The 24,384-nt window shown below is 74.5% G+C and carries 24 protein-coding genes, 1 rRNA gene and 1 pseudogene; 3 read left to right on the top strand and 23 right to left on the bottom strand.

The genetic code is table 11. The annotated features are described in order from the left end of the window. The 20 genes and pseudogenes from N555_RS0118415 to rimP all read right to left on the bottom strand — a co-directional run. Nucleotides 1-173, bottom strand: a 16S ribosomal RNA gene (locus N555_RS0118415); the annotation flags it as partial. Between the two features lie 359 nt (nt 174-532). After that, nucleotides 533-1,339 carry a 4-hydroxy-tetrahydrodipicolinate reductase gene (gene dapB, locus N555_RS0118410; protein WP_029432965.1) on the bottom strand — a complete coding sequence of 269 codons (807 nt, stop codon included), beginning with the start codon at nt 1,337-1,339 and terminating at the stop codon, nt 533-535. Nucleotides 1,340-1,382: 43 nt separating this feature from the next. Next, a complete protein-coding gene (locus N555_RS0118405) occupies nt 1,383-1,748 on the bottom strand; it encodes a VanZ family protein (RefSeq protein ID WP_051684206.1) in 366 nt (121 codons plus the stop codon). Then, nucleotides 1,748-3,046: a M16 family metallopeptidase gene (locus tag N555_RS0118400; RefSeq protein ID WP_231502999.1), complete on the bottom strand. Its 1,299-nt coding sequence runs from the start codon at nt 3,044-3,046 to the stop codon at nt 1,748-1,750. The genes N555_RS0118405 and N555_RS0118400 overlap by 1 nt, the downstream gene beginning before the upstream one ends. A gap of 83 nt (nt 3,047-3,129) precedes the next feature. After that, complete coding sequence (locus tag N555_RS0118395; protein ID WP_231502998.1) at nt 3,130-5,406, bottom strand: polyribonucleotide nucleotidyltransferase; 2,277 nt, start codon at nt 5,404-5,406, stop codon at nt 3,130-3,132. A 249-nt stretch (nt 5,407-5,655) separates the two neighbouring features. Next, nucleotides 5,656-5,925 carry a 30S ribosomal protein S15 gene (gene rpsO / locus N555_RS0118390; RefSeq protein ID WP_014742314.1) on the bottom strand — a complete coding sequence of 90 codons (270 nt, stop codon included), beginning with the start codon at nt 5,923-5,925 and terminating at the stop codon, nt 5,656-5,658. A gap of 146 nt (nt 5,926-6,071) precedes the next feature. Beyond that, nucleotides 6,072-7,028, bottom strand: coding sequence for a bifunctional riboflavin kinase/FAD synthetase (locus tag N555_RS0118385; RefSeq protein ID WP_029432961.1), 957 nt, complete (start codon nt 7,026-7,028; stop codon nt 6,072-6,074). A 1-nt stretch (nt 7,029) separates the two neighbouring features. Continuing rightward, nucleotides 7,030-8,169, bottom strand: coding sequence for a branched-chain amino acid aminotransferase (locus N555_RS0118380; RefSeq protein WP_029432960.1), 1,140 nt, complete (start codon nt 8,167-8,169; stop codon nt 7,030-7,032). A gap of 94 nt (nt 8,170-8,263) precedes the next feature. Continuing rightward, nucleotides 8,264-8,599: an antibiotic biosynthesis monooxygenase family protein gene (locus N555_RS0118375; protein ID WP_029432959.1), complete on the bottom strand. Its 336-nt coding sequence runs from the start codon at nt 8,597-8,599 to the stop codon at nt 8,264-8,266. Between the two features lie 43 nt (nt 8,600-8,642). Then, on the bottom strand, nt 8,643-9,575 hold the full coding sequence (gene truB, locus N555_RS0118370) for a tRNA pseudouridine(55) synthase TruB (RefSeq protein WP_029432958.1): 933 nt from the start codon (nt 9,573-9,575) through the stop codon (nt 8,643-8,645). Continuing rightward, entirely contained in the window at nt 9,572-10,936 is a 1,365-nt protein-coding gene (locus tag N555_RS0118365; protein WP_197029063.1) for an MATE family efflux transporter, read from the bottom strand. The genes truB and N555_RS0118365 overlap by 4 nt, the downstream gene beginning before the upstream one ends. Beyond that, nucleotides 10,920-11,966, bottom strand: coding sequence for a DHH family phosphoesterase (locus N555_RS0118360; protein ID WP_029432956.1), 1,047 nt, complete (start codon nt 11,964-11,966; stop codon nt 10,920-10,922). The genes N555_RS0118365 and N555_RS0118360 overlap by 17 nt, the downstream gene beginning before the upstream one ends. Further along, a complete protein-coding gene (locus N555_RS0118355) occupies nt 11,963-12,208 on the bottom strand; it encodes a hypothetical protein (protein ID WP_029432955.1) in 246 nt (81 codons plus the stop codon). The genes N555_RS0118360 and N555_RS0118355 overlap by 4 nt, the downstream gene beginning before the upstream one ends. Before the next feature lie 5 nt (nt 12,209-12,213). Then, nucleotides 12,214-12,711 carry a 30S ribosome-binding factor RbfA gene (gene rbfA, locus N555_RS0118350; protein WP_029432954.1) on the bottom strand — a complete coding sequence of 166 codons (498 nt, stop codon included), beginning with the start codon at nt 12,709-12,711 and terminating at the stop codon, nt 12,214-12,216. A gap of 61 nt (nt 12,712-12,772) precedes the next feature. Continuing rightward, the gene (locus N555_RS0118345; RefSeq protein ID WP_029432953.1) at nt 12,773-13,066 is read right to left on the bottom strand and encodes a DUF503 domain-containing protein; all 294 of its coding nucleotides are present in this window, start codon (nt 13,064-13,066) and stop codon (nt 12,773-12,775) included. A 47-nt stretch (nt 13,067-13,113) separates the two neighbouring features. Further along, nucleotides 13,114-14,949: a translation initiation factor IF-2 gene (gene infB / locus N555_RS28825; protein ID WP_231502997.1), complete on the bottom strand. Its 1,836-nt coding sequence runs from the start codon at nt 14,947-14,949 to the stop codon at nt 13,114-13,116. Between the two features lie 993 nt (nt 14,950-15,942). Then, nucleotides 15,943-16,086 (bottom strand): annotated as a pseudogene (locus N555_RS28995) (translation initiation factor IF-2 N-terminal domain-containing protein); the annotation flags it as partial. A gap of 74 nt (nt 16,087-16,160) precedes the next feature. Then, nucleotides 16,161-16,505, bottom strand: a complete 345-nt coding sequence (locus tag N555_RS27530) for a YlxR family protein (protein ID WP_081866342.1) — start codon at nt 16,503-16,505, stop codon at nt 16,161-16,163. A gap of 77 nt (nt 16,506-16,582) precedes the next feature. Beyond that, nucleotides 16,583-17,695, bottom strand: coding sequence for a transcription termination factor NusA (gene nusA, locus N555_RS0118335; RefSeq protein WP_051684204.1), 1,113 nt, complete (start codon nt 17,693-17,695; stop codon nt 16,583-16,585). Further along, nucleotides 17,692-18,303, bottom strand: coding sequence for a ribosome maturation factor RimP (gene rimP / locus N555_RS0118330; protein WP_034511280.1), 612 nt, complete (start codon nt 18,301-18,303; stop codon nt 17,692-17,694). Before rimP ends, nusA begins: the two co-directional genes overlap by 4 nt. 193 nt (nt 18,304-18,496) lie before the next feature. Here rimP and N555_RS0118325 point away from each other — a divergent pair, with 193 nt between their 5' ends. From N555_RS0118325 to N555_RS29150, 3 genes are all read left to right on the top strand, one after another. Continuing rightward, nucleotides 18,497-18,988, top strand: coding sequence for a hypothetical protein (locus tag N555_RS0118325; RefSeq protein ID WP_029432949.1), 492 nt, complete (start codon nt 18,497-18,499; stop codon nt 18,986-18,988). Nucleotides 18,989-19,000: 12 nt separating this feature from the next. Beyond that, complete coding sequence (locus N555_RS0118320; RefSeq protein WP_029432948.1) at nt 19,001-19,471, top strand: ferritin-like domain-containing protein; 471 nt, start codon at nt 19,001-19,003, stop codon at nt 19,469-19,471. Nucleotides 19,472-19,578: 107 nt separating this feature from the next. Then, on the top strand, nt 19,579-20,319 hold the full coding sequence (locus N555_RS29150) for a hemerythrin domain-containing protein (RefSeq protein WP_051684203.1): 741 nt from the start codon (nt 19,579-19,581) through the stop codon (nt 20,317-20,319). 13 nt (nt 20,320-20,332) lie between these two features. Here N555_RS29150 and N555_RS0118310 read toward each other — a convergent pair whose 3' ends face one another. From N555_RS0118310 to ispG, 3 genes are read right to left on the bottom strand one after another with little or no spacing between them, the layout of a single operon-like run. Further along, nucleotides 20,333-22,231, bottom strand: a complete 1,899-nt coding sequence (locus N555_RS0118310; RefSeq protein ID WP_029432946.1) for a penicillin-binding transpeptidase domain-containing protein — start codon at nt 22,229-22,231, stop codon at nt 20,333-20,335. Between the two features lie 49 nt (nt 22,232-22,280). After that, entirely contained in the window at nt 22,281-23,144 is an 864-nt protein-coding gene (locus N555_RS0118305; RefSeq protein WP_029432945.1) for a GNAT family N-acetyltransferase, read from the bottom strand. Nucleotides 23,145-23,193: 49 nt separating this feature from the next. Further along, nucleotides 23,194-24,354: a flavodoxin-dependent (E)-4-hydroxy-3-methylbut-2-enyl-diphosphate synthase gene (gene ispG, locus N555_RS0118300; RefSeq protein ID WP_029432944.1), complete on the bottom strand. Its 1,161-nt coding sequence runs from the start codon at nt 24,352-24,354 to the stop codon at nt 23,194-23,196. Nucleotides 24,355-24,384: the final 30 nt, after the last annotated feature.

Genomic DNA, 24,384 nt, shown 5'->3' with positions numbered 1-24,384 from the left:
ATCCGGTATTAGCCCCAATTTCTTGGAGTTATCCCAGAGCTGAGGGCAGGTTGCCCACGTGTTACTCACCCGTTCGCCACTGATCCCCCACCGAAGCGGGTTCACCGTTCGACTTGCATGTGTTAAGCACGCCGCCAGCGTTCGTCCTGAGCCAGGATCAAACTCTCCGTAGATGATTTGATCACGGCTGAGAACCGCGAGCTGACACTCGCGGAATCAATCAACCAAAGGAATCCCAGCACCATCCAACCCAAAGGGACGAACAGTGCACGGGGTATTACTTGGCACTGACTTTCGGCACGCTGTTGAGTTCTCAAGGAACGGACGCGCGAAGAACCAGACCCCCGGAGAGGCCCTCGTCAACTGCGGCTTGTCCCACTGTACGCCGGTCTCGGAGGCTCTGACCCGGGGGCCTTCGCTCGCTCCGCGGCCCTTGCGGGCCCGACTGGCAACAGGGAGAACCATACACGCCCCTGAGGGGGTCGTGCACGGGGGTCCCCCGGCCCCCGTGCGGAGGGTCGCCGGCGCCCGTCTACAGCCCGAGGAAGGGCTCGATCCCCACGGTGAGACCGGGGCGGCGGCGCACCTCGCGGACGGCCAGCAGCACCCCTGGCATGAAGGACGCCCGGTCGTAGGAGTCGTGGCGGATGGTCAGGGTCTCCCCCTCGGCGCCCATCAGGACCTCCTGGTGGGCGACGAGGCCGGTCAGCCGGACCGCGTGCACCGGCACGCCTTCCACGTCGGCGCCGCGGGCACCGGCGAGCGATTCCGTGGTGGCGTCCGGCGCGGCCGGCATCCCCGCCGCGCGCCGGGCGTCGGCGATCAGCCGGGCCGTGCGCACCGCCGTCCCCGACGGTGCATCGACCTTGTTCGGGTGGTGGAGCTCGACGATCTCCGTGGAGGGGAAGAAGCGCGCCGCCTCCTGCGCGAACCGCATCAGCAGGATGGCGCCGATGCCGAAGTTGGGCGCGATCACCACACCCAGCTCCGGCTTGGGCTCCAGCCAGGACCGCACCGTGTCCAGCCGCTCCTGGTCGAAGCCCGTCGTCCCGACCACGCAGGAGATGTCCTGGTCGATGCAGAAGCGGATGTTGTCCATGACCACGTCGGGCCGGGTGAAGTCCACGACCACCTGCGCGCCGGCGTCGGCGACGTTGAACAACCAGTCACCGGCGTCGACCATCGCCACCAGCTCCATGTCGTCGGCGGCGTTGACCGCCTTGACGACCTCGGCACCCATCCGGCCGCGGGCGCCGAGCACCCCCACCGAGACGAGGGGCGACTCCGCCGCCTGGGAGCCGGAGGACTGCGGATCGGAGGTCGGGCCGGTGCTGGTCACCGGCCCAGATTTCCCGTCGGCGCGGCCGGGCGCAAGCGGCCGGTCAGCGGGACACGCGTCGCCGGGCGAGGGCCTCCCACGTCAGGAGCGCCAGGGCGATCCCGAGGACGTCGGCTCCCCAGTCCCCGAGGGAGCCGTCGCGGTCCAACGGGGCCAGCCACTGCACCACCTCGCTTCCGGCCGCGTAGGCGACGAGCAGGACCACGAGCGTCCGCACCTGCAGCCCGGCCCACCGCCCGGCGAGCGCCAGCGCGGCGAACAGCGAGAAGTGGACGAGCTTGTCGACCCCGGCCGGAGACGAGGGGACGTCGTCCCCCGGCGTGAACAGGACGGCCAGGGACACGAGCACGGTCACCGCGAGGACGCCGCGCGACAGCGCTCCGTGGACCGCCAGGGCGGGAGGGACCATCAGAGCCGGTCGAGGTCGGACTCGCGGTAGGGCCCGACGACCGCGAGGCACGTGGGCCGGGTCAGCAGGTCGGCGCCCACGGCGCGGACCTGGTCGGGGTCCACCGCGTCGATCCGGGCGAGCACCTCACGGACCGGCACGTACTCGCCGTGGGCCAGCTCGCTCTTGCCGAGCCGGGTCATCCGCGAGCCGGTGTCCTCCAGGCCGAGCACCAGCCCACCGCGGAGCTGCCCGCGCCCGCGGGCGACCTCCTCGGCGGTGAGACCGTCGGCGGCGACCCGGGCCAGTTCCTCGCGGACCAGCCGGAGCACCTCGGGCACCCGCTTGGGCGAGCAGCCGGCGTAGACGGAGAACGCCCCGGTGCCCGCGTAGTGGGTGAGGGCCGAGCCGACGCTGTAGACCAGACCGCGCTTCTCCCGGATCTCCTGGAACAGCCGCGAGCTCATCCCACCGCCGACGGCGGTCTCGAGGACCGCGGCCGCGTGCCGCCGCTCGTCGTGCCGGCCGATGCCCACGCTGCCGAGCAGCAGGTGCGTCTGCTCGGTCTTGCGCCGGATGAGTCCCGTCGCACGGGCGGGGCGGTCGAGGGCGACGTCCTCCCCGGCCCGCAGCGGCGCCGGGTCGGCCGAGCCGGCGAGCCGGTCCCCGAAGGCGCGCTCCACCAGCTCCAGCACCTGCTCGTGCGTGACCCGCCCGGCGGCGGCCACCACGATCGAGGGGACGGCGTAGCGGCTGCGGTACCAGCCGTCGACGTCGTCGCGGCTCAGCGACTCGATCGACACCACCGTGCCGAGCACCGACCGGCCGAGGGCGGTGCCGCCGAACAGCGTCTCGGAGAACAGGTCGTGCACCGCGTCGGCCGGCTCGTCGTCGCGCATCGCGATCTCCTCGAGCACGACCGTGCGCTCGCTCTCGAGGTCGTCGGCGGTGTTGAGGGCGTCGGTGACCAGGTCACCGAGGATCTCCACGGCGAGCGGGAGGTCGCTGGCGAGCACGTTCGCGTAGTAGCAGGTGTGCTCCTTGGCGGTGAAGGCGTTCATCTCACCGCCGACGGCGTCCATGGCCGTCGCGATCTCCAGGGCGCTGCGCGTGCGGGTGCCCTTGAACAGCAGGTGCTCGAGGAAGTGCGACGAACCGGCCAGCGCGTCGGTCTCGTCGCGGGAGCCGACGCCGACCCAGATGCCGATGGTCGCCGAGAGGACGCCGGGCATCGTCTCGGTCAGGACCCGCAGGCCGCTGGGCAGCCGGGTGCGCTCGACCCGGCCGCCGACCTCGTCGACGTCCAGCACCTCCGTCACTCCCGCGGGGGCACCACCGGCCGGGGCCGGGACCGACGCAGCTGCGCCGGCCCCGGCCCCGGGGGTTGCCTCGTGTGTGGTGCTCACGCGTCCTGCGGCGCAGCCTCGGCCGGAGCGGCGTCGGCCGGGGCCTCGGCGGCACCCTCACCGTCGGTGGCCACCGGGACGAGGCTGATCTTGCCGCGGGCGTCGATGTCGCTGATCTCGACCTGCAGCTTGTCGCCCACGTTCACGACGTCCTCGACCTTGTTGATCCGCTTGCCGCCACCCAGCTTGCTGATGTGGACGAGCCCGTCCTTGCCCGGGAGCAGGGAGACGAAGGCACCGAACGGCGTGGTCTTGACGACCGTCCCGAGGAACCGCTCGCCGACCTTGGGCATCTGCGGGTTGGCGATGGCGTTGATCCGGTCCACCGCGGCCTGGGCCGAGGGGCCGTCGGAGGCACCGACGTAGATCGTGCCGTCGTCCTCGATGGTGATGTCCGCGCCGGTCTCGTCCTGGATCGCGTTGATCATCTGGCCCTTGGGGCCGATGACCGCACCGATCTTGTCGACCGGGATGCGCACCGTGGTCACCCGCGGGGCGAACGGGCTCATCTCGTCGGGACCGTCGATGGCCTCGCCCATGACGTCGAGGATGTGCAGCCGGGCCGCGCGGGCCTGGGTCAGCGCACCGGCGAGGACGTCGGAGGGGATGCCGTCGAGCTTGGTGTCCAGCTGGAGCGCGGTCACGAAGTCCTTGGTGCCGGCGACCTTGAAGTCCATGTCACCGAACGCGTCCTCGGCGCCGAGGATGTCGGTCAGCGCGACGTACTCCGTCTTGCCGTCGACCTCGTCGGAGACCAGGCCCATCGCGATGCCGGCGACCGGGGCCTTGAGGGGCACACCGGCGTTGAGCAGCGCGAGGGTCGAGGCGCAGACCGAGCCCATGGACGTCGAGCCGTTGGAGCCCAGCGCCTCCGACACCTGCCGGATCGCGTAGGGGAACTCCTCGCGGTCGGGCAGCACCGGCAGCAGCGCCCGCTCGGCGAGCGCGCCGTGGCCGATCTCGCGGCGCTTGGGCGAGCCCACGCGGCCGGTCTCGCCGGTGGAGTACGGCGGGAAGTTGTAGTTGTGCATGTAGCGCTTGCGGTTGTCCGGCGACAGCGTGTCCAGCTGCTGCTCCATGCGGAGCATGTTCAGCGTGGTGACACCCAGGATCTGGGTCTCGCCGCGCTCGAACAGCGCCGAGCCGTGCACGCGCGGGATGACCTCGACCTCGGCCGACAGCGGCCGGATGTCGGTCAGGCCACGGCCGTCGATGCGGACCTTGTCGCGCAGGATCCGCTGACGGACGACCTTCTTGGTCAGCGCCCGGAAGGCCCCGGAGATCTCCTTCTCGCGGCCCTCGAACTGGCCGGCCAGCGCGGCCTTGACCTCGTCCTTGAGCGCGTCGGTGGCGTCCTCGCGCTCGTGCTTGGCGGCGATCTGCTGCGCCTGGGCGAGCTTGTCGCCGACCTGCGCCTCGACCGCGGCGTAGACGTCGTCCTGGTAGTCCAGGAAGCGCGGGAAGTCGGCGACCGGCTTGGCCGCCTTCTCGGCCAGCGCGGCCTGCGCGTCGCACAGCGCCTTGATGAACGGCTTGGCGGCCTCGAGGCCCTGGGCCACGACCTCCTCGGTGGGGGCGGTGGCGCCACCGGCGACCAGCTCGATCGTCCGCTGGGTGGCCTCGGCCTCGACCATCATGATCGCGACGTCGCCGTCGGGCAGGGCCCGGCCGGCCACGACCATGTCGAACACGGCCTCCTCGAGCTCCGAGTGGCTCGGGAAGGCGACCCACTGGCCGCGGATCAGCGCGACGCGGGTGCCGCCGATCGGACCGGAGAACGGCAGGCCCGACAGCTGGGTGGAGGCGGACGCGCCGTTGATGGCCAGCACGTCGTAGAGGTGGTCGGGGTCCAGCGCCATGACGGTGATGACGACCTGGACCTCGTTGCGCAGGCCCTTGGCGAAGGTCGGGCGCAGCGGGCGGTCGATCAGCCGGCACGTGAGGATCGCGTCCTCCGACGGGCGGCCCTCGCGGCGGAAGAACGAGCCGGGGATGCGCCCGGCGGCGTACATCCGCTCCTCGACGTCGACCGTCAGCGGGAAGAAGTCGAACTGCTCCTTGGGCTGCTTGCCGGCCGTGGTGGCCGAGAGCAGGAAGGTGTCGCCCATGGTGACGACGACGGAGCCGGCGGCCTGACGGGCGAGCCGGCCGGTCTCGAAGGTGACGGTGCGGCTGCCGAAGCTGCCGTTGTCGATCACCGCGGTGGCGGTGGTGACCCCGTCCTCGGGGTCGAACTCGGCGGCGATGCTGCCGGTGGTGGTGGGTGCGGACATGGTGTCCTCTTCCTACGTCGCATGCGGCGACGTCCTCTTGTGGCGCCCTGCGCCGGGTGCGCCCTGGGCGACCGGTCTTCGATCGAAACCCCCGGGAGTGCGCCCCGCGGGGGGACGACGAGCCCGGAGGCCACCACCGAGGACCGGACCGCGTCTGGCGGGCGGATCGGCCGGGGGCCGGGGGTCTCCGTGCGGCGGGTGCCGCACGGAAGAGGGGACCGTCCCGGACGGGACGGTCCCCTCGACGTGCTAGCGGCGCAGACCCAGCCGCTCGATGAGCGAGCGGTACCGGTTGATGTCGGTCTTCGCCAGGTAGTTCAGCAGCCGGCGGCGACGACCCACCAGCAGGAGCAGGCCCCGCCGGCTGTGGTGGTCGTGCTTGTGCTGCTTGAGGTGCTCGGTGAGGTCGCTGATCCGACGCGTGAGCATCGCGACCTGGACCTCGGGGGAGCCGGTGTCGTTCTCGACCGTGGCGTACTCGGTCATGATCTGCTTCTTGGTCGCGCTCTCGAGCGCCATGGTCGCCTCCCGGCAGTCAGGTGTGCGCCCTCGGTCTGCATCACGGGGGCAGGTAGACACACTCGTCGGGCCTGAGCCCGACGTCTCAGGCTACCAGCGCGCCGGCGCCCGCCCCGACGCGTGGGGGCCGGAGGCCTCCGAGAGGGTCAGAGCTCGAGGAGCGCGCGGGCGTCGAGCAGGTCCTGGTCCATCGCCGCGACCAGTTCGTCCATGCCGGAGAAGCGCAGCATCCCGCGCAGCCGGGACACGAACTCGACGCCGGAGTGCTCGCCGTAGAGGTCGCCGTCCCAGTCGATGAGGTGCGCCTCCACGGTGCGCCGGGTGCCGTCGAAGGTGGGGTTGGTGCCCACCGAGATGGCGGCGGGGAACCGCGCCCCGCTGGCGCCCTCGACGTCGCGCAGCACGAAGTGCCCGGCGTAGACGCCGTCGGCGGGGATGGCGGTGTACGGCGCGCTCTCCACGTTCGCCGTCGGGTAGCCCATCTGCCGGCCCCGGCGGTGACCGCGGACGACGACGCCGTCGACCCGGTGCGGCCGGCCCAGCGCGCCCGTGGCTGAGCGCATGTCACCGGCGGCCACGCAGGCGCGGATGTAGGTCGAGGAGATGGTCACCTCGTCGGCCTCCTCGGCCAGGCTGGCCAGCCCGACACCCTCCACGGTGAACCCGAACCGGCGGCCCTCGGCGGTCAGCGTCGCCACGGTGCCGGCGGCGCGGTGGCCGTAGGTGAAGTTCTCCCCCACCACCACGTGCGACGCGTGCAGCGTGGAGGCCAGCACGGTGTGCGTGAAGGACTCCGGCGACAGGCGCATCAGGTCGGGGGTGAAGGGCAGCACGCACATCGCGTCGACCCCGAGGGCCTCGACGAGCTCGGCCTTGCGGTCCAGGGACGTGAGGATCGCCGGGTGCGACCCGGGGCGCACGACCTCGGCCGGGTGCGGGTCGAAGGTGAGCAGCAGGCACGGCCGCCCCAGGGCGCGGGCACGGGCGACGGCGGCCCCGATCAGCTTCTGGTGACCGCGGTGCACGCCGTCGTACATCCCGATGGTGACGACGGTCCGTCCCAGATCACCCGGGACGGCGTCCAGCCCGCGCCAGCGCAGCACCTCAGGCGACCCGGTGCAGCCAGCCGCGGGTGTCGGCCACCCGGCCGTGCTGGATGTCCAGGAGGTGCTCCCGGAGCCGCATGGTGAGCGCGCCGGGGGTGCCGTCGCCGACCGTGAAGTCCCCGGTCCGCGCCTTCACCTCGCCGACGGGCGTGATGACCGCGGCGGTGCCGCAGGCGAAGGTCTCGGTGACGGTGCCGTCGGCGACGCCGGCCCGCCACTCGTCCACGCTGAACTTCCGCTCGGTGACCCGGTGCCCCAGCTCGCGCGCGACCGTGATCAGCGAGTCGCGGGTGATGCCCGGCAGCAGGGTCCCGGTGAGCTCGGGGGTGACCAGCTCGGCGTCGTCCCCGGAGCCGAGGACGAAGAACAGGTTCATCCCGCCCATCTCCTCGACGTAGCGCTTCTCGTGCGCGTCGAGCCAGACGACCTGGTCGCAGCCGGCCTCGATGGCCTGCTCCTGCGCCAGCAGGCTGGCGGCGTAGTTGCCGGCGCACTTCACGTCGCCGGTGCCCCCGGGCGCGGCGCGGATGTAGTCCTCGGAGAGGTAGACCGACACCGGGTGCACGCCGCGGGGGAAGTAGGCGCCGGCGGGGCTGGCGATGACGAGGAACAGGTACTCGTGCGCCGGTCGCACGCCCAGGAAGGGCTCGGTGGCGAGCTGGTAGGGGCGCAGGTAGAGGGTCTGGTCCGGGCCGGTGGGCACCCACTCGCGGTCGGAGTCGACGAGCGCGTCGACGGCGGCGAGGAAGGCCTCCTCCGGCACCGGCGGCATCGCGAGGCGACGGGCGCCGCGGGCGAAGCGGGCGGCGTTGGCCTCGGGACGGAAGGTCGCGACGCTGCCGTCGGGCTGGGCGTAGGCCTTGAGCCCCTCGAAGATCGACTGCGCGTAGTGCAGGGCCGCCGTCGCCGGGTCGACCTGCAGCGGGGCGTAGGAGGTCAGGCGGGCGTCGTACCAGCCCTCACCGGCGCGGTAGCGCGCGACGAACATCGAGTCGGTGAAGTAGCGACCGAAGCCAGGGTCGTCCAGCAGCTGCTGGCGCTCGGCGGCGGAGCGGCGCCGGATCTCCTCTGCGACCACCGGTACGCCCTCGGTGAAGACCCGCGGGGAGATACGGCTGTCGGCGAGGGTGTCGGTCATGGCTCCTACCTGCGTCCGGGCGGGTCCGGCGACTCCCGGACCCGCCCGTCCACAGTAGTCCCGGCGGAGCGGCCGCCCGGATCAGGCCTCGCGATCAGGCCGGGCCGTGCTCGGTCTTCGGGGCGGCCGACTCGATGACCTCGTAGGACCACAGGTGCGAGGAGTTCGCCGCCGCGGGGGCGAGGGTGTCCCCGCCGCCGGAGTGGGCGCGGTCGAAGTCCTGGCTGGACTGCCAGGCCTCGTAGGCGGCCTCGTCCACCCAGCGCGTGTAGACGAGGTACTGGTCGGTGCCCTCCTGCGGGCGCAGCAGCTCGAACCACTCGAAACCGGGCGTGCTCTCGACAGCCCCTGCCCGCCCGCGGAAGCGCTCCTCGAAGCGCTCCTGGCGTTCCTTGGGCACGGTGATCGCGTTGATCTTCACGACGCTCATGCCGGTGCCTCTTCCCCGGCCCGGCGGCCGTCAACCACCGCGATCACCCGTCCGCGGCCGCCCCGGGCGGGAAGCCGACGGTCACCCGCGCGGTGCTCCCGGAGTCCTCCAGGAGGGCGACCAGGCGGCCGGCCGGGTCCACGGCCGCGACCAGGCCGGGAGCGCCCGTCGCGGGCACCCGCCGGCCGTGGCCGAGGGCGGTGGCCTCCTCGGCGGCCACGGACCGCTGCGGGAACAGCGTCGTCGCGGCCTCGGTCAGGCCGAGCACGCCGCGTCCGCCACCGGCGACCAGCGAGGCGGCCGCGTCCTCGACCGGCGCCGCCTGCGCGGTGCCGAACGGCCCGGCGGCCGTGCGCCGCAGGGCGGTCAGGTGCCCGCCGACGCCGAGGGCGGCACCGGCGTCGCGGGCGATCGCCCGGATGTAGGTGCCGGCGGTGCAGGAGACGGTCACGTCGACGTCGACCAGGTCCGGGGTGGGCCGGCCGATCCGGTGCACCTCGAGCCGGTGCACGGTGATCGCGCGCGGCTCGAGGACGACGTCCTCCCCCGCCCGCACCCGGTCGTAGGAGCGCCGGCCGGCGACCTTCACCGCGCTGACCGAGGAGGGGACCTGCAGGAGCGGGCCGGTCTGCGCGCCCAGAGCGGCGCGGACGGCGTCGTCGTCCAGGTGCCCGGCCGGGGTGGTGGCCAGCACCTCGCCCTCGCGGTCGTCGGTGACGGTGCTCTGGCCGAGCCGGATGGTGGCCTCGTAGGTCTTGTCGTGCCCGGTCAGGTACCCGAGCAGGCGCGTCGCCGTCCCGACCCCGAGCACGAGCAGCCCGGTGGCCATCGGGTCCAGCGTCCCGGCGTGGCCGATGCGGCGGACCGAGAGCGCCCGGCGGGCACGGGCGACGACGTCGTGGGAGGTCATGCCGCCGGGCTTGTCCACGAGCAGGATCGACGGCGCGACGTCGGCGTCGGGACGACGGGGGCTCATGTGCCCACCGTCGCAGGTGCCCCGAGCCACCGGTCCCCCGCCACCCGGACGACGACGGCGACCAGCCGCAGCACGATGAAGAGCGTCAGCCCCGTCCAGACGCCGGCCAGGCCCAGGTCCAGCGGACCGGCGAGCAGCGACAGCGGGAGGAAGCCGACGACGGCGGCGCCGATCGTCACCGTCCGCAGGTAGGCGACGTCGCCGGCGCCCATGAGCACGCCGTCCAGGGCGAAGACGACACCGGCCAGGGGCTGGAAGCCGGCGAGGAACCACCACACCAGCGCGGCCTGCTCCCGGACGGCGGGGTCGCCGGTGAACAGCGGCACCAGCACGGGGCGCAGCGCCAGGAGGAGCACCGCGACGGCGAGCCCGGTGCCCAGGCCCCAGCGGGCGACGCGGACGGCGGTGGCACGGGCCTCCGCGGGCCGGCCGGCGCCGAGCGCGTGACCGACCAGCGTCTGGGCGGCGATCGCGTAGGCGTCGAGCACCAGCGCGAGGAAGAAGAACAGCTGCAGCGCGATCTGGTGGGCGCCCAGCTCCGCCTGACCGGTGCGCGCCGCGACCCCCGCGGCCACGAGGAACGCCAGCTGCAGCACCGCCGCGCGCAGCAGCAGGTCGCGGCCGAGCACCAGCTGCGCGCGGACCGCTCGCGGTCGTGGCCGCCAGTCGGCCCCCTCGCGGACCAGCGCCCGGACGAACAGCGCGGCCGTCAGCGCCTGCCCGACGACGTTGGCGACCGCCGACCCGGGGAGGCCCAGCCCGGCGGTCTGCACGAGCAGCGGGCACAGCACCAGGCTGGCGAGGCTTCCGACCAGCACGAACCGGACCGGGCGGCGGAGGTCCTGCACCCCGCGCAGCCACCCGTTGCCGGCCAGGGACACCAGCAGCAGCGGAGCACCCAGGGAGGCGATCCGCAGCCACTCCTCCCCCGCCTCGGCGACGTCGCCCCCACCGCCGGCCAGCAGCCGGGTGAGCGGCCCGGCGAGCAGCTGGAACAGGAGCAGGACACCGATCCCCAGGGCAACGGCCAGCCAGGTGGCCTGCACCCCCTCGGCGACCGCGCCGGCACGGTCCCCCGCCCCCGCCCGCCGGGCCGCGCGGGCGGTCGTGCCGTAGGCCAGGAAGTTCAGCAGGGCCGCGGCCCACGCGAGCAGGGCGCCTCCGACGGCGAGCCCGCCCAGGGCGACCGTGCCGAGGTGCCCCACCACCGCGGTGTCGACCAGCAGGTACAGCGGCTCGGCGGCCAGGACGACGAGCGCCGGCAGCGCGAGCGCGAGGACACCGGGCGTGCCGCGTTGCGGGGGCCGGAGGCCTCCCGACGCGGTGGCCGGATCGGGCTCCACGTCAGTCGGGGACGGCACGTGGCCGCGCTGCCGTCCGAGAGGACGGCGATGTGCTGAGTTCGGCGCGGATCGCCGCGATCGTGCCCTCGCGGTCGGCGTGCGAGGTGAAGCCGGCCGCGGCACGGTGGCCGCCCCCGCCCAGGGCCGTCGCGACCCGGGAGAGGTCGGTCGCCCCGCGCGAGCGCATCGAGACCGACCAGGTGCCGTCGTCCTGTCCCTTGAGCACGCAGGCGACGTCGGCCTCCTCGGTCGACCGGACGACGTCCACGAGGGCCTCCAGCTGCTCGCCCGGCAGACCGTGCTCGGCGGCCTCGGCGGTGCTGGACCAGGTCCACACCAGCCCGGCGCCGACCGCGGTCTCCAGCCGGGCCCGGCCGGTGACGGTCGACAGCAGGCCGAGCCAGCCGAACGGAGCGGTGTCGAACAGCCGGCGGCTGATGTCGGCGTGGTCGATGCCGGTCTCCAGCAGCCGGGCGGCCAGCACGTGGGTGTCGGGCCGGGTGCTGCCGAACCGGAAGGACCCGGTGTCGGCCGACAGCCCGGCGTACAGGCAGGTCGCCAGGGTCGCGTCGAGGGTGACCCCGATGCCGTCGAGCAGGTCGGCCACCAGCGTGACCGTGGCCGGGGCGCCGGGGTCGACGACGCGGACGTCGCCGAAGCCGGGGTTGCTCGCGTGGTGGTCGACCACCACCGAGGTGCCGGCCCGGTCGAGCAGCGGCGCGAGCTCCCCCAGTCGCCCGGGCGAGGCCGCGTCGAGGCTGACGAAGACGTCCGGCGAGGACGGCACCGCCGACGACGGCACCAGCCCAACGGCGCCGGGCAGCCAGCTCAGCGACGCGGGCAGGACGAACGGCTCGGGGAAGGTGGCGAGCACCCGCGCCCCGCGCCGGCGTAGGCCCTCGGCGAGCGCCAGGGTCGAACCCAGGGCGTCGGCGTCGGGCTGGACGTGCGCGGACAGCACCACCGTCGCGTGCTCGGCGGCGGCGTCGGCGAGCACGCCGGCCGCGGTCCGTGCCGTTCCGGATGCGGGCTCGGGAGGGGTCCTCACGACTCCGGACCGGGGTCGGCGACCGGCGGTGCGTCGGTCTCCTCGCGGACGTCCCCGCCGGCCACCGGGATGGGCGCGCCGCCGTCGTCGGGCTCGTCAGCGGCGATGCTCGGCGCCTCCCCGATCCGGCCGGCCTTGCCGCCCGCCGTGGGGTCGCCGCCGCCGGGCATCTCCTTGCCGCCCAGCTCGGAGCGCCCCTGCCCCTCGTCGGCGAGGTCCGGGTCGGGGTCGTTCTCGCTCATGCGCGTCAGCTCCTGGTCTCGACCGCCGCGTCGGCAGCGGCGGCGGGCTCGTCGTCGGACTCCTCGACGTCGTCCTCGTCGTCCTCGGCCGGCTTGCGGTAGGGGTCGGCCTCGCCGGCGTACTCCGCACCCTCGCGGGCGCGGGCGAGCTGCTCGTCGGCGTGACGGGCCCGCTCCAGCGCCTCCTCGAGCTCGCGCGCGGTGTCGGGGACGATGTCGGCGACGAAGGCGAGGGTCGGGACGAACTTGATCCCGGTCTGCTTGCCGACCGTGGCGCGAAGGACCCCGGTGGCGCTGGTCAGCGCCCGGGCCGAGTCGGCGATCTGCGTCTCGTCGCCGTAGACGGTGTAGAACACCGTGGCCTCGCGGAGGTCGCCGGTCACCTTGGCGTCGGTCACGGTGACCATGCCCAGGCGGGGGTCCTTGATCTGCATCTCGATCGCCTCGGAGACGATCTGTCGGATGCGCACCGCGAGCTTGCGGGCGCGGGCCGGATCGGCCATCGGACCCTCCGGGAGTCGGGGCGCCGGGGCGCCGGGTGGGTGGGGGCGAGGGGGGCCTTCGTCAGTCCGTGTCGCTGACCAGCTGCCGGTGGGTCGAGAGCAGCGTCACCTCCGGCCGGTCGGCCAGCAACCGCTCGCACGCGTCGAGCACGTCGGTGACCTGAGCGGCGTCGCCGGCGACGGTGGCGACACCGACCTGCGCCCTGCGGTGCAGATCGGTGTCGCCCACCTCGGCAGCGGCCACGGCGAAGCGGCGCCGCAGCTCGGCCACGATCGGCCGGACCACGGCGCGCTTCTCCTTCAGCGAGTGGACGTCGCCCAGCAGCAGGTCAGCGGTGAGCGTGCCGGTGAACACCGGTGCTCCCCTCCTGCCGCCGGGCGACGCCCCGCACTCTGGACCTGCTAGTCGCGCGGCTTCTCACGCATCTCGAAGGTCTGGATCACGTCGTCGACCTTGATGTCGTTGAACGACCCCAGGCCGATACCGCACTCGTAGCCCTCGCGGACCTCGGTCGCGTCGTCCTTGAAGCGGCGGAGGGACTCCACCGTCAGGTTGTCGGCGACCACGGCACCGTCACGGACGAGCCGCGCCTTGGAGTTGCGCACGATCGTGCCGCTGCGGACCAGCGAGCCGGCGACGTTGCCGATCTTCGGCACCCGGAAGACCTCGCGGACCTCCGCCGTGCCGAGCTGGACCTCCTCGTAGATCGGCTTGAGCATCCCCTTGAGGGCGGCCTCGATCTCGTCGATGGCCTGGTAGATGACCGTGTAGTACCGGACGTCCACCCCCTCGCGGTTCGCCAGCTCCGTGGCCTGGCCCTCGGCCCGGACGTTGAAGCCGAGGACGATGACGTCGTCGGCCAGCGCCAGGTCGATGTCGCTCTTGGTGATCCCGCCGACGCCGCGGTGGATGACCCGCAGCGCGATCTCGTCGTCCATCTCGATCTTCATCAGGGCCTCTTCGAGCGCCTCGACGGTGCCCGAGTTGTCGCCCTTGATGATCAGGTTGAGCTGACGGGTCTCCTTCAGCGCGGCGTCGAGGTCCTCCAGGCTGATCCGCTTCCGCATGGACGCGTTCTGCGCGTTGCGGATGCGGGCCTGGCGGCGGTCGGCGATCTGCCGCGCCACGCGGTCCTCGTCGACGACGAGGAACGTGTCGCCGGCGCGGGGCACCGAGGTGAGCCCGACGACCTGGACCGGACGCGCCGGCAGCGCCTCCTTGAGCTTGTTGCCGTGCTCGTCGAGCAGCGACCGGACGCGCCCGTAGGCGTCGCCGGCCACGATCGAGTCGCCCTGGCGCAGCGTGCCGCGCTGGACGAGCACCGTGGCGACGGGGCCGCGGCCCTTGTCCAGCTTGCCCTCGATGACCACACCCTGCGGGTCCTGCTCGGTGTTGGCGCGCAGGTCCAGCGAGGCGTCGGCGGTCAGCAGGATCGCCGTGAGCAGCTCGTCGAGACCCTGGCGGGTGGTCGCCGAGACATCGACGAACATCGTGTCGCCGCCGTACTCCTCGGCCACGAGCCCGTACTCGGTGAGCTGCTGACGGATCTTGGCGGGGTTGGCCCCCTCCTTGTCGATCTTGTTGACCGCGACCACGATCGGCACGTCGGCGGCCTGGGCGTGGTTGAGCGCCTCGACCGTCTGCGGCATGACGCCGTCGTCGGCCGCGACGACCAGGACGACGATGTCGGTGACCTTCGCGCCGCGGGCACGCATCGCGGTGAACGACTCGTGACCCGGGGTGTCGATGAAGGTGATCGGCCGCTCGTTGTGCTCCAGCTCGGTGACGATCTGGTAGGCGCCGATGTGCTGCGTGATGCCACCGGCCTCCTTCGAGACCACGTTGCTGTGGCGGATGGCGTCGAGCAGCTTGGTCTTTCCGTGGTCGACGTGACCCATGACGGTGACGACCGGCGGACGCGAGTCCCAGTCGCCCTCGTCGCCCTCCTCGTCACCGAAGGTGAGGTCGAAGTCCTCGAGCAGCTCGCGGTCCTCGTCCTCGGGGCTGACGACCTGGATGACCCAGCCGATCTCGGCACCGAGCAGCTGCAGCGTCTCGTCGTTCACCGACTGCGTCGCGGTGACCATCTCGCCCAGGTGGAACAGGGCGGTGACCAGAGCGGCGGGCTGGGCGTTGATGCGCTCGGCCAGGTCGGTCAGCGAGGCGCCACGGGGCAGACGGACGGTCTGCCCGTTGCCACGGGGCAGGCTGACGCCGCCCATGCTGGGCGCCGCCATGGAGTCGAACTCCTGACGCCGCTGCTTCTTGCTCTTGCGCCCGCGGACGGGACCGCGACCACCGGGACGGCCGAAGGCACCCGCGGTGCCCGCACCGGAGCCACCGCGACCGCGGCCACGGCCACCGCCGCCGCCACGGAAGCCGCCACCGGCCGGCGCGCCGGCACCGGGGGCACCGCCACCGCCACCAGGACGGAAGCCACCGCCGCCGCCGGGACCACCGGGACGGCCACCGCCGCCGCCGGGACCGCCGGAACGACCGCCGGGGCCACCGGGGCCACCACCGGGACGACCGGCCGGACGCGGCGGCATCATGCCGGGCGACGGGCGCTGCGGCATCATGCCCGGGTTCGGGCGCGGACCACCGGAACCGGGACCGGGACGGGGACCGCCCGGACCGGCCGCCGGACGCGGACCGCCGGGGCCCGCACCGGGACGGGGACCGCCCGGACCGGCCGACGGACGGGGACCGGCCGTGCCGGGACCCGGCCGCGGACCGCCGGGGCCGGCCGCCGCGGCACCGGGGCGCGGGGCACCGGCGGCGGGCGCGGGCCGCGGCGCACTGCTGAAGGGGTTGTTACCGGGACGCGGAGCCGGCCGGGGGCCGGGACGCGGGCCGGCACCGGGAGCGCCGGGGGCACCGCCCGCGGGGCGGGCGCCGGCGGCCGGACCGCCCGGACGCGGTGCGCCGGGACGGGGACCGGCCGGAGCCGACGGAGCAGATGCCGAGGCGGCCGGGGCCTGCGGAGCCGGCGCCGACGGCGCGGCGGGGGCCTGGGCCGCCGGGGCCACGGGGGCCTGCGGAGCCGGACGCGGACCGGGAGCGGGCGCGCCGGGGAGCGGGACGCTGGCCGGCGGCGCCGGCGCAGCGGGTGCCTCGGCGGCCGGGGTCGGCCGCGGCGCGGGGCGCGGACCGGGAGTCGGCGCGCCGGGGCGCGGACCGGCGGGAGCGGCGGCGCCGTTGCCGGCTCCGGTGCTCTCGCCGAGGGCCTCCCGCAACCGGCGGGCCACGGGGGCCTCGACGGTCGAGGAGGCGGACTTCACGAACTCGCCCTGCTCCTTGAGCTTGGCGAGCACGGTCTTGCTGTCGACACCGAACTCCTTGGCGAGTTCGTGTACGCGGGCTTTGCCTGGCACGGGTCTCCTCTTGTGAGGCCGGCGGCTTGCCCGCTCGACCTCGTCGTTAGTGGCGCATGGTCATCGTGAGAACTTCACGGCTGAGTCATCCGACGCTCGTCCTGTCGACGTTGCGGACCGGCCTGGTGCCGATCCGACCTTGAACTGCTGTCCGTCCCGGTCGGCCCGGGCGCCTCGGGTGAGGCGCCGAGGACGTGGGCCCGGAGCGGACCGGCCTCCACCGCGGCAGCGGCGCCTCCGGAGAGGCGCAGCGCCCGGGGGAAGGCCCGGCGTCGCTCCGCTGCGTGCAGGCACTCCGGCGTGGGGTGCACCGATGCTCCCCGGCCGGGGAGTCGCCGCCCGGGATCCGGGACCAGGGCCCCGGCGCGGATGACGACACGCAACAGATCACTGACCGGAGCGCGCTGCCGGCACCCCACACAGGTGCGGACCGGCTGCGACGTCCCGACCACTCTGCACTCTAGCGCGCTGGGAGCCTCAGGTGTTCCGCGCCGGGTCAGCGGCCCACCCGTCCGGGGCTGCGGCCGCCGGCGGGCGGCCGTCCGGAGGCGCCGGGCCGGTTCCCGGCCGGCGGTCCCTGGGCACCCGAACGCAGCGGCGGCCGGCCGACCCCCGGGGAGGGCGCCGGCTCGCCGTCCTCGGCGTCGCTGCGGATGTCGATCCGGCAGCCGGTGAGGCGGGCGGCCAGGCGGGCGTTCTGCCCCTCCTTGCCGATCGCCAGCGACAGCTGGTAGTCCGGGACGACGACGCGGACGGCCTTGGCCTGCGGGTCGACGACCTGCGCGCTGGTGACCCGCGCGGGGCTGAGCGCCGAGGCGACGAAGCCGGCCGGGTCGTCGGAGAAGTCGACGATGTCGATCTTCTCGCCGTGCAGCTCGCTCATGACGTTGCGGACCCGCTGACCCATCGGGCCGATGCAGGCACCCTTGGGGTTGAGCCCGGCAACCGAGGTGCGGACGGCGATCTTGGTGCGGTGGCCGGCCTCCCGGGCCACGGCGACGATCTCCACGCTGCCGTCGGCGATCTCGGGGACCTCGAGCGCGAAGAGCTTGCGCACTAGGTTGGGGTGGGTCCGGGAGATCGTGACCTGCGGACCGCGGAAGGTCCGCGCGACGGAGACGACGTAGGCCTTGAGCCGGCTGCCGTGCGGGTAGGACTCCCCCGGCACCTGCTCGGCAGGCGGCAGCACGGCCTCGACCTTGCCGATGTCCAGCAGCACGGTCCCCTGCACGTTCCGGCGGTCGTGCGCCTGCACGATCCCGCTGACGATGTCGCCTTCCTTGCCGGCGTACTCGCCGAAGGTCTGCTCGTGCTCGGCGTCACGCAGCCGCTGCACGATCACCTGCTTGGCGGTGCTCGCCGCGATCCGCCCGAAGTCCGACGGGGTGTCGTCCCACTCGCGCACGACCTCGCCGTCGGGACCCAGTTCCTGGGCCAGCACGGCAGCCTCGCCGGTCTTGCGGTCGACGTGCACCCGGATGTGCTTGGCGGCGCCGTCGGCGTGCCGGTAGGCGGTCACCAGCGCCGTCTCGATGGCCTCGATGACCGTGTCGGCGGGGAGGCCCCGCTCACGCTCGACCGCCCGGAGGGCGGTCACGTCGATGTTCACTGTCCGTCCTCGATGTCGATGTCCTCGGTGTCCTCGTCGATGTCGTCGTAGCCGATGTCGTCGTCGTCGGGCTGCTCGTCCGGGGCCGCCCCGGGGCGGCCGAACTCGACCTGCACCCGGCCGGTCCCGAGCTCGGCCCACAGGACCTGGCGGAGGGTCGGCGGCCGCTTCTTGGCGCCCGGCTTGCCGGGGGCCTCGACGGCGAGGGTGACGCCCTCGGCGCCGACCTCCTGGACCCGCGCGGTGACCTGCTCGGCAGCGCCGGCCGGACCGACGGCGACGGTCACGAGGCGGCCGGTGTTGCGCCGCCAGTGCCGCTGCTCGGTGAGCGGCCGGTCGACGCCGGGGCTGGTCACCTCGAGCACGTAGGGCGTCCGGCCCAGGTCGCCGTCGTTGTCGTCCAGCGCTGCCGACACGGCCCGGCTGACCTCGGCGATGCCGTCGAGCGACACGCCCTCGTCGCTGTCGACGACGACGCGGACGACGCTGCGCCGCCCGGCGGGGGTGACCACGAGCTCCTCGAGGTCGTACCCGGCTGCGTCGACGACCGGCCGGATCCAGCCGCTCAGGCGTTCGGTGGCGGGATCGGTCCGACGACTGGTGGACACGGGCTCCCTCCCTCCTGACGGCGTCGGGGCACGTGCACTGCGGACCCGTTGCCCGGTCGGCGGCCCTCGCGGGCCCGACCGGGCGGATGGCCAGGTTACCGCCCGCGGCGCGCGGCCGAGACCGGCGGCGGCCGGGCCCGACCCCGGAGCGGCGTCCGCGCGCGGCGGGGCCCGGCTGGAAGGATGGGCGGTGATGTCCCCCGCACCCGCACCGCGCCCGCCCGGGTTCTCCCGTCGCACGCTGCTGGCGGGCGTGGCCGGCGTCTCCGGGATGGTCCTCCTGGCCGCCTGCACGGGCGACGACGGCGGGGACGGCGCAGCGCCGACACCGGAGGAGGCCGACCGCCTGGCCGAGCAGCTCGGCGTCCAGGAGGGCGTCGTGGCCGCCTATGCCGCGGCCGCTGCCGCCGACCCCGCGCTGGGGGACCGGGTCGCCGTCCAGTCCGGGCAGGCGACCGAACAGCTGGACCGGCTCCGCGCGGCCGCGCCCGGAGCGACCTCCTCCGCGCCGGCGCAGGCCGACGGCCCGCCGCCCGGCGACGACGTGCAGGCCTGGCTGCGCGACCGGATCGGCGCGGCCGCGGACGCGCACGAGAGCGCCTGCGCCGACCAGGTGGGCGGCCGGGCCGCCCTGCTGGGATCGGTCGCCGCGGGGCTCCGCGGCCAGGTGACGGTGCTGGCGTGAGGAGGGGGCCCCGTGGCTGACGACGACGGTTCCGGCCAGGGCGACCCGGCGGCGGAGGAGCTCGCGCTCGGCGGGGTGCTGGAGGCCGAGCACGCGGCGGTGTGGGGCTACGGGGTGGTCGGTGCGGCGCTGCCGCCGGACGCGCGCCTGCAGGCGGTCCTCGCGGAGAACGCCCACCGCGACGTGCGCGACCGGCTGGCCGCACTGCTGGACGAGCGGGGCGTGGACGCCGGGCCCGCCGAGGCCGCCTACGCGCTGCCGTTCCCGGTGCTCTCCCCCGTCGACGCCGCCGCGCTCGCCGCCACCCTCGAGTCCGGGGTGAGCGCGGCCTGGGTGGCCCTCCTCGACGACGCCGTCGACGGCGAGATCCGCAGGCTGGCCGCGCGGGAGCTCGGTGCGGCGGAGGTCCGCGCCGTGGACTGGCGCAGCGCGGCCGGCCAGACCCCGACGACGACGCCGTTCCCCGGGCTGCCTCCCGCCTGACGCCGACCAGTGGGCGTCAAGTCCGCTGCAAGCCGGGGTCCAGCGGGCCCGGCCACGGTGGTCCCGCCACGCCGTCCGGGCGCGGCAGTCACCGAGGGAGCCCCGTCATGAGCACCGCCACCGCCGTCCCCGCCGTCGCCGTCCCCACCGTCGGCCAGCTGGAGCTGCCGGGTCAGACGCACGTCGCGGAGGGCCCGCACGACCTCTCCGGCATGTACATGGCCCACCACGCGTTCCGCCGCGACGTCGCCGACTTCGCGGCCGCGGCCCGCTGGACGCCGCTGTTCGACGCCGCGGCGTGGCGGGCCCTCGACGCCCGCTGGCAGCGGTTCGCCACCGTGCTGCACCACCACCACACGACCGAGGACACCACCCTGTGGCCGCAGCTGCTGGAGTGCGTCGACGCGGCAGGAGACCGCTCCGCGCGCGAGACGCTGGAGGCGATGGCGGCCGAGCACCAGCGGGTCGATCCGCTGCTGCAGGCCTGCGGCGAGGGCTTCGCCGCGATGGCGCAGGACCCCTTCGCCGCGACCGCCGAGCAGCTGGCCCAGACCACGCGGGCCGCCCGGGAGGCCCTCCTCGCGCACCTGCGGCACGAGGAGACCGAGGCGCTGCCCCTGCTGCAGCGGCACCTGTCGGCCGAGGGCTGGGAGCGGGTCGAGGCCGCGGCCGCCACCGGGATCGCGCCGCGGGACCTGCCCTTCTTCGTGCCGTGGGCGGCCAAGGGGCTGGACCCGGCGTCGCGCGAGCACCTGCTGGCGGCGTCGGGGCGGGTCATGCGGGTGCTGCTGTGGGCCTTCGGCAGCCACTTCGAGCGCGGCGAGGCGGTCGCCTTCCGCTACGTGTGAGCCCGCGCCCGCCTCAGCCGAGGGCGCCGAGGAAGGCGTCGGTGACGCCGACGGCCACGCTGCTGGACTGCCCGGCCTCGACGAGGACGGCGAAGGCGATGTCCCCCTGCGGACCGCCGACCCGGTAGCCCATGAACCAGCCGTGCGACTCCGGCGGGGTGGCGTCGCCGAACTCGGCGGTGCCGGTCTTGCCGTAGACCTCGCCGCGGTCGTTCAGCGCCTCGGCGGTCCCGGTGAGCACGACCTGGCGCATCATCGGCCGCAGCGCGTCCAGCACGGCGGCCGGCGGGCCGGCCGGCGCAGCGCCCGCGGGCTCGCCGCCGACGACCTCGACGGGCGCGGCGGGGGTGCCGCTGGCGACGCCCGCGGCGACCAGCGCCAGCTGGACGGGGCTCATCAGCACCTGGCCCTGGCCGATCGCGTTCGCGGCCTTCGTCGTCCCGGTGCTGTCGGACGGGACGCTGCCGCTGAAGATGCCGACCGGCAGCTGCCAGTCGGCTCCGACGCCGTAGGACGACGCCGCGGCGGCGAGCGCGTCGTCGGGCAGCTGCAGCGCCTGCTGGATGAAGGTGGTGTTGCAGGACTCGGCGAAGGCCGTGGTGAACGGCACGGTGCCGAGGTCGAACTGGTTCTGGTTCTCGAACTCGCGGCCCTCGACCACCGTCGTCCCGGGGCAGGGCACCGGGGTCTCCGGGGTCACGGTCCCGGCGCCGAGGAGCGCGGTCGCCGTCATGGTCTTCATGCTCGAGCCGGGCGGGAACTGGCCAGTCAGGGCGTTGCCGGCGTTCGCGGCCTCGTTGGACGCGACGGCGAGGACCTCACCCGTCCCCGGTCGGACGACGACCAGGTGGGTGGCGAGGGGCTGCGTGGCGACGGCGGCCTCGGCGGCCAGCTGGATCGCCGGCACGATCGGCGTCTGCAGCGGCTCGCCGGGCACGGGGTCGGCGGACCCGATCTCGACCCCCTCGTCGCCGGTGCCCTCGTCGGTGCTGACCACGCTCACCGTGAAGCCCGCAGTCCCGGCGAGCTGCTCGTTGTAGGCCCGCTGGAGACCGGAGGTGCCGAGCCGGTCGCCGGCCGCGTAGAGCGGCTTCCCGTCGTCGTCGGTGGTCTCCTCGAGGATCTCGGCGGTGGCGTCGCCGATCCGGCCCAGCAGGGCGACGGCGAACCGCGGGGAGGGGGCCAGCAGCCGGGTCTCGACCGGGAACGTGGTCCCCGGCAGGTCGAAGACCTGGGCGCGGATCCGCTCGAAGTCCGGCCGGCGCAGGTCGATGACCGGCACGAACACCCCCGGCTGGCCGGCCTGCACGTCGGCGGTGATCTCCTCGGCGGGGATCCCGGTGGCGGCCGACAGCGCGGCGGCCAGCGCCGGCAGGTCGGTCACCGTGCCGGGGTCGACGCCCACCCGGACGACCTCGGTCGGGGTGAAGATCGGCGCGCCGGTGGCGTCGGTCAGCGCCGCCCGCTCGGGTAGCTCGCGGGTGAGCTCGAGGTGCTGGCCGGCGGCCAGCTCGGGGTGCACCAGGGCCGGCTCGGCCACGACCTGCCAGTCGTCGCCGTCCTCCCGGAGCTGCAGGGTCGCGTCGTAGCTCCAGTCCGGGGCGGCGGCGAGGTCCCAGGTGGCGGTCCAGGCCGCGGTGGCGGTGCCGCCGTCGCCGACCTCGACGTCGCCCAGCTCGGCGGCGAGCGTGGCCTCGGGCAGGTCGGTCGCGGTCTGCTCGAGCAGGGCGGTGGCGGCGTCCGGGTCGTCGGTGGCCGCCGCGGCCGCCGCGGTGTCGCCGTCGGCCCAGTCGGCGAGGAACGCCTCCGCGGCGTCGCGCACCGCGTCGTCGTCCGAGTCGCCCGAGCAGGCGGCCAGCACCGGGACCGCCAGCAGGCCCAGGGCAGAGGCCAGCACCGTTCCCCGTCGCATCCCCACGTCGCCAGACTGCCATCTCCCGGTGCCCGGGCCGGGGAGGCGGCTAGAAGAGGACGCTGGCGTACCGGCCGACCTCGCGGAAGCCGACCCGGACGTAGGAGGCGCGGGCGGGGGCGTTGAAGTCGTTGACGTAGAGGCTCACGACCGGGGCGAAGAGCGACCGGGCGTACTCCACGACGGCGGCGGTGCCCGCGGTGCCGATGCCGCGGCCGCGCACCGCCGGCGAGACCCACACGCCCTGCACCTGGCACACCGCCCGGGACACCGCGCCGATCTCGGCCTTGAACAGCACCTGGCCGTCCTCGATCCAGGCCAGGGACTGCCCCGCCCGCACCAGGTCGGTCATCCGGGCCCGGTAGCCGGCGCCGCCGTCACCGCGCAGGGGGCTGACCCCGACCTCCTCGGTGAACATCGCGACCGCGGCCGGGAAGAGGGTCTCCACCTCGTCGGGCCGGACCGGGCGCACGCGGGGCTCCGGCGCAACTGCCGGCGGCCCCTCGATGGCCATCAGGGGCTGGCGCGGCCGGTGGTCGCGGGCCGGGCCCCAGTGCGGGGCCAGCAGCTCCCACAGCGGGTCGACCGCACCCGCGGGGCCGACGATCGTGGAGCAGCGGCGACCGGCGCGGCGGGCCCGCTCGGCGAAGGCGTTCGCGGCGGCCTGCTCGGCGCCGGGCAGCGCGAACGGGATCAGGTTGGCCCCGGCCAGGCACACGGCGTCCAGGTCGGGGCCGCTGCCGAAGCCCCACAGCGGCGCGCCGAGGGCCGGCGCCCCGGTGCCGGCCCGCTCGACCCGGCCGGCGATCACGCAGCCGGCGACCGGGTCGGTGTCCAGCAGCCGGCGGACGGCGGCCTCGTCGGCCTCGTCCAGCAGGCGCGCCGTCGGGGTGGGGGGGCGGGTGGCAGACACCGGCGTGGTGGGGCGGGTGGCAGACACGGCGGACGCAGCGCCCGGACCCTCAGGCGACGGTCACGACGGGCGGCCCGGAGGGGACGCCGTCGTCGGCCAGCTGCCCCGCGATGCGGAGGGCCTCCTCGATGAGGGTCTCCACGATCTGGGACTCGGGCACGGTCTTGACGACCTCGCCCTTGACGAAGATCTGGCCCTTGCCGTTGCCCGAGGCGACGCCGAGGTCGGCCTCGCGGGCCTCACCCGGACCGTTCACGACGCACCCCATGACGGCCACGCGCAGCGGCACCTCGAGGCCGTCGAGCCCGGCGGAGACCTCGTTCGCGAGCTTGTAGACGTCGACCTGGGCGCGGCCGCACGACGGGCAGCTGACGATCTCCAGACCGCGCTGGCGCAGGTTCAGCGACTCCAGGATCTGGGTGCCGACCTTGACCTCCTCGACCGGCGGGGCCGAGAGGGAGACGCGGATGGTGTCGCCGATGCCCTTGCTGAGCAGCGCGCCGAACGCGACGGCGGACTTGATCGTGCCCTGGAAGGCCGGGCCCGCCTCGGTGACCCCGAGGTGCAGCGGGTAGTCGCACTGCGCGGCCAGCAGCTCGTAGGCGCGGACCATCACGACCGGGTCGTTGTGCTTGACCGAGATCTTGATGTCGCGGAAGTCGTGCTCCTCGAACAGCGAGCACTCCCACAGCGCCGACTCCACGAGCGCCTCGGGCGTGGCCTTGCCGTACTTCGCGAGCAGCCGCTTGTCGAGCGACCCGGCGTTGACGCCGATGCGGATGGGGGTGCCGGCGTCCTTCGCCGCCTTGGCGATGTCCCCGACCCGGTCGTCGAACTTCTTGATGTTGCCCGGGTTGACCCGCACCGCGGCACAGCCGGCGTCGATCGCGGCGAAGACGTAGCGCGGCTGGAAGTGGATGTCGGCGATGACCGGGATCTGCGAGTGCCGCGCGATCTCCGGCAGCGCCTCGGCGTCGTCGGTGTCCGGGACGGCGACGCGGACGATCTGGCAGCCGGCCGCGGTCAGCTCGGCGATCTGCTGCAGCGTCGCGTTGACGTCGGCGGTCTTCGTGGTGGTCATCGACTGCACGCTGACCGGCGAGTCGCTGCCCACCCCGACACCGCCCACGTCCAGCTGCCGCGTCTTCCGGCGGGGGGCCAGGACGGGTGGGGGCGCTGCGGGCATGCCGAGACCGACGGGGATGGCCATGACGCCCAGTATCCCCCGCACCGCCGCAGC

The organism is Blastococcus sp. URHD0036 (assembly GCF_000701365.1).
Classification (GTDB): domain Bacteria; phylum Actinomycetota; class Actinomycetes; order Mycobacteriales; family Geodermatophilaceae; genus Trujillonella.
Note: the sequence above shows the minus strand (reverse complement) of the source record. Positions and strands in the feature narration are given on the sequence as shown.